General features: G+C 52.2%; 4 protein-coding genes. All 4 read left to right on the top strand.

Translation table 11 applies throughout. The features are described 5' to 3' along the window. Positions 1 to 741 precede the first annotated feature (741 nt). The 4 genes from ACR3FF_RS25955 (at position 742) to ACR3FF_RS25940 (ending at position 4,223) form a co-directional block, all read left to right on the top strand. On the top strand, positions 742 to 2,067 hold the full coding sequence (locus ACR3FF_RS25955; protein ID WP_458190982.1) for a sodium:calcium antiporter: 1,326 nt from the start codon (positions 742 to 744) through the stop codon (positions 2,065 to 2,067). Positions 2,068 to 2,073: 6 nt separating this feature from the next. After that, positions 2,074 to 2,943: a universal stress protein gene (locus ACR3FF_RS25950; RefSeq protein WP_458190981.1), complete on the top strand. Its 870-nt coding sequence runs from the start codon at positions 2,074 to 2,076 to the stop codon at positions 2,941 to 2,943. 94 nt (positions 2,944 to 3,037) lie between these two features. Next, a complete protein-coding gene (locus ACR3FF_RS25945; protein WP_458190980.1) occupies positions 3,038 to 3,226 on the top strand; it encodes an HVO_2922 family protein in 189 nt (62 codons plus the stop codon). 442 nt (positions 3,227 to 3,668) lie between these two features. Continuing rightward, on the top strand, positions 3,669 to 4,223 hold the full coding sequence (locus ACR3FF_RS25940; RefSeq protein WP_458190979.1) for a hypothetical protein: 555 nt from the start codon (positions 3,669 to 3,671) through the stop codon (positions 4,221 to 4,223). Positions 4,224 to 4,334: the final 111 nt, after the last annotated feature.

Raw genomic sequence — 4,334 nt, 5'->3', positions numbered from 1 at the left:
GACCGCACCGCAGACACGTTCCGACCGCCTACCGGCTGTGAGGACAGCAGATACGGGAACGGCGTAATTATTTTGTCGCCAGCGGTGGTTTGTTCGGTTAGCAGCGTTTCCATAGGTGATATCCTCAATCGATGATAAGATTCAGCGTGCTCGCCGCTTGGATAGCGCATGCCCAGCGCGGCGTGCATTTACCATACAGAAGGTGCGGAGAGGGTATAGTTAAGTCTAATCTCACCTGATGTCCGGATACGCCATCGAACTAGTAGAATATCTTTGAGATGCCACCCCTATATATGGGTCGGGGGTGGTCTACTTACCGCTTTTCTCGTTATGCATGGATTACAAGGTGTTATTGCCTCTCGTCCGCTAACTATCGGCATCGCTTGGTTAAGCGGGTTAGTTATAGGTGGGGGATTGTTTCTTTATTGTATGATATCCAAAACTATTCATCCCAGTGAATAAGGATTCTTGGACACCGGCTCGTTCGTTCTTGATTCGTTTTCTTTCATTTACTATCGATGGGCGTCTATCCCCGTAAGCGCTAATTTTTCGGAGGATAGCGGTTATACCCCGATGATTCCTAATTCACCGCCAAATCGAGACATCGGGAGTTTCAGACCGTGTACTCCCCAGCATCGCTACGGACAGTCTTATCTTGTGGTTTTTAAGCAAAACTCACGTGGACCACACACACTACCGGAGCGTGAGGACGATGACTAATCTGCACAAAATGACGTATTCATGAATTGGAAAATACTCGGTGCCCTTGTCGCCGCAACTGTATTGACTCTCCCTTGGATCGGGAGTTTCGGGGCCGGCGCTTTCCACGGGTTTTCTGCAATAGCTACAGTGACAGTGAGTGGGATCGCTGTCCTTGGAGCCTCGTTTCTCCTGACGTGGGGAGCCGAGACGGCAGAAAAAGATGTCCCACGCGCGTTTGCTATCGCAGTACTGGCAGTACTTGCTGTAGCACCCGAATACGCAGTTGATGCCCTGTACGCGTGGAACGCTGGACAGTTCGCAGGAACATCGCGCGGCGTTGAGGCGGGAAACCTCGCCGTCGCCAACATGACTGGAGCGAACCGCATCCTCATCGGTATTGGATGGGCAGGCATCGCCCTGTTCACGATTCTCCGGCGGGGGGCAGCTTCTGATCCCGCAGTAACGAAACGAGATGGGTTCCTCGCCGATACAGTCTCGCTCGATCAAGATATCGGTTTAGAGATCTTTTTTCTGCTGGCTGCGACAGTTTGGGCGTTTCTCGTCCCCTTCAATGGGGGCATCGATATTTTTGACACGGTGATTCTGGTTTCCCTCTATGTCGCATACATCATCATTATCCTCCGCGGTGAACACGAAGCCGAGGAAGAACACGTCGGCGTCCCAGCCTACCTGCAGACCTTTGCGAAACCGTATCGGATTACTCTTGTTCTCGCACTATTCGCCTACGCTGGATTGATTATTTTTACTGCTGTCGAACCCTTCGCTCACGGTCTGGAAGAACTGGGGAAACAGGTGGGCGTCCCGTCATTCTTCATGATTCAGTGGATTGCGCCCTTAGCATCGGAGTCACCCGAACTCATCGTGGTCCTCGTACTGGTGAACAAGGCGCGTTCGACTGCCGGATTTAACGCGCTGATTTCCTCGAAGCTGAACCAGTGGACGCTGCTTATCGGGACGCTCGTCGTCGTCTACTCGATCGCTCTTGGTAGCTACGGAGCGCTTCTATTCGATAGGATACAAGCGGCAGAGATCTGGATTACCGCTGCCCAATCCTTCTTCGCGCTGGCGCTCATCGTTGACCTCCGAGTCTCGATCCGTGAGGCTATTGCGCTGTTCGTCCTGTTCATCTCACAGGTACTGATCGAGTTCCTCATGATCCGGCACATCATCTCTCTTCCCATCTCGAAGTATCAACTGCTGTTGGTATTCAGTGCAATCTACATCGTTTTCGGAATCGGATTGTTCGTCGCTCGGAGACAAGCAGCCGCCAAGATACTTGGCCAGACAACTAATGCGGTCACTCATGCATTTTCGAGTAACACGGAACCATCGAGAGCCGATTAACGAACCATGTTCGACAAACTCCTCATCCCAGTAGATGGCAGCAAGCCCGCGAAACGAGCCGCCAAGTACGGTCTTGAGCTTGCTGTTAAATACGATGCCTCCGTCGATGTCCTGCACGTGGTCAAGAGTGGGGTTCTCTCTGGAGAAAGATCTAAGGCCAGAAAGAGAGAGCACGGAAGCTCCATCCTCGAAGAGGTGATGGAACTAGATATCGATGGGTCGCCGTTGATCGAGACGTCCCTGATCGAAGGAAACCCGAGTCAAATCATTACCAAGTACGTCGCTGAGAACGATATCGATCTTATCACCATGGGTCGCTATGGACAGACAAGTGCTAAGGAATACTTGATCGGGACTGTCACCGAACGCGTTTTACGGAGCGTTGAGGTTCCCGTATTGACAGTAACGGACGGCCAAGTTCAGGAAGAAACCGGACAGAGATACGAGCGTATACTACTCGCGACTGATGGAAGCAAAATCGCCGAACATGCCGTTCCGTACGGTGCCGATTTTGCACGACGTACAGGAGGGGTCCTACACGTTATAACAGTCGTCGATGTGCAAGCTGAGGCTGGACCATTTGATGCAGGTGGAGTCTCTCAAAGGTATATCGAACGATTAGAAAAGAGAGGACAAGATGCGCTTGAACGATTCATCGAGCAGATTGACGTCGACGATATTGATCTGCAATCGACTCTGGCTAAGGGAACGACATCTACTGAGATCGCTATGTACGCCGACAAGAATGATATAGACCTGATAGTAATGGCGTCCCAAGGAGAAACCAACCTTACCGGACGGTATCTTGGTAGCACTACTCGTCGAGTCCTGCGGACAATAACCAGACCGGTTTTAGTGGTACCGACACCGGACTAACAAGAAAGACATGCCCATCTCTGGGTACCCTTGTAACCCCTTGCAGCGACAGGTAGCACCCCAATTTATCTGTATCAAGTGGTATACCTCGTGTATGCCCAGTAAACCTGTTTTTGAAGTCTATCGTGATAACGCCGACGAGTGGCGATGGCGTCTTGTGGCCTCGAATGGGAACATCATCGCAGATTGCGGTGAAGGATACAAGTCGAAACAGGGAGTTCGTCGTGGGATCGAAAGTGTCAAAAAAGCAGTCCCTCAAGCAAACGTAGAATTTCAGTCATGACATCAATAGCTTCTCTCTGTTTAAGACTGTGAGGGCTCTTTCGATAGATTCAGATCCAAGAAGTACGTAGAGAAACGTGTTGGTCCCGTTGTCGTGGCGGCACGAGAAGGTCAAATCGTGCGCTAACTGCACGATGCTAACCGGGGCGGGTTCACGTTCGCGCCGGACGCCGGACTGTACGAAGACGTCCGCGGACCCGATTTCTTGTCGCTGTATCTGGGTATTATCGTCATCCCTGGTTCGACGGTGACGATCTCGTGCTCTCGAATCAAAGCGTCGATATTCACGTCCTCGACACCGGTTTGAGATGGTCCTCTCGTCTGAATAGTGTACGGATACCCATGATGAAGGCGAACCGTTTGTAAAAGCTCTCGAAGCTATACTCACCGGAAGTGTCACTTATGGCAGACTACGATAATAAATTGAAAAGAGTCGTCTCATCATGAATCACGAAACATTCGATCTATCCGGACTGGTGCCCGCCGCACAGCCACCCGAGGACATCGTCGTATCCGACCGCTATGGACCACCAGATGACGAGTCACAACCGGCACAACTCCTGCGATGTGCAATCTGCGGAGCGCCCGAAACAGAGGCACGGAATCTGCCCATTGGCTACGCGAATCCCGTTTGCAGGGACTGTGACGAACTGGCTGTCAACGACGCTGGTGCCAACCCATGGATGGGGTGGCAACCTGGCGAGAAGCCAGCCCCAGAGCCAGGCGTAATCCAACTAGCACCCGATGCGGGGGAGAATCCGGTCTACATAGCGGGTGCGAAGTGTTGGCGACGGTACCGATTCGGGGGATACATCACACGCCGCGACGCCTTCGACTGTGGTTCACTCGACGAATTCTACGAGAACTACCGCGATGAACCAAGGTGGATTCATGCGTTCAACACCCCGCAGCCGGATGGTGTGAACGTCTCCGGTGAGACGTACGAGAACTCCTCGTCGCAATCGCTCCAACTCGAGAAAATCGTACAGATTCGCTAGTTGTCCACTCTGGCTCAAGAGACCAGTTGCTGACACGTAGTAGTCAGAATGAGGCGACTGAATCAGTCGCCTGATTCAGCCGCTGTCCGGATTGGTGCGTAATGAGGCTAC

Source organism: Haladaptatus ordinarius, from assembly GCF_054177595.1.
The sequence above is the reverse complement of the archived record's forward strand: the minus strand, read 5'-3'. Positions and strand labels throughout refer to the sequence as shown.

What these genes read in the sequence shown, in the direction of transcription:
- ACR3FF_RS25955 (WP_458190982.1), top strand. Translation starts at nt 742, where the DNA reads ATGAATTGGAAAATACTCGGTGCCCTTGTCGCCGCAACTGTATTGACT.
- ACR3FF_RS25950 (WP_458190981.1), top strand. Translation starts at nt 2,074, where the DNA reads ATGTTCGACAAACTCCTCATCCCAGTAGATGGCAGCAAGCCCGCGAAA.
- ACR3FF_RS25945 (WP_458190980.1), top strand. Translation starts at nt 3,038, where the DNA reads ATGCCCAGTAAACCTGTTTTTGAAGTCTATCGTGATAACGCCGACGAG.
- ACR3FF_RS25940 (WP_458190979.1), top strand. Translation starts at nt 3,669, where the DNA reads ATGAATCACGAAACATTCGATCTATCCGGACTGGTGCCCGCCGCACAG.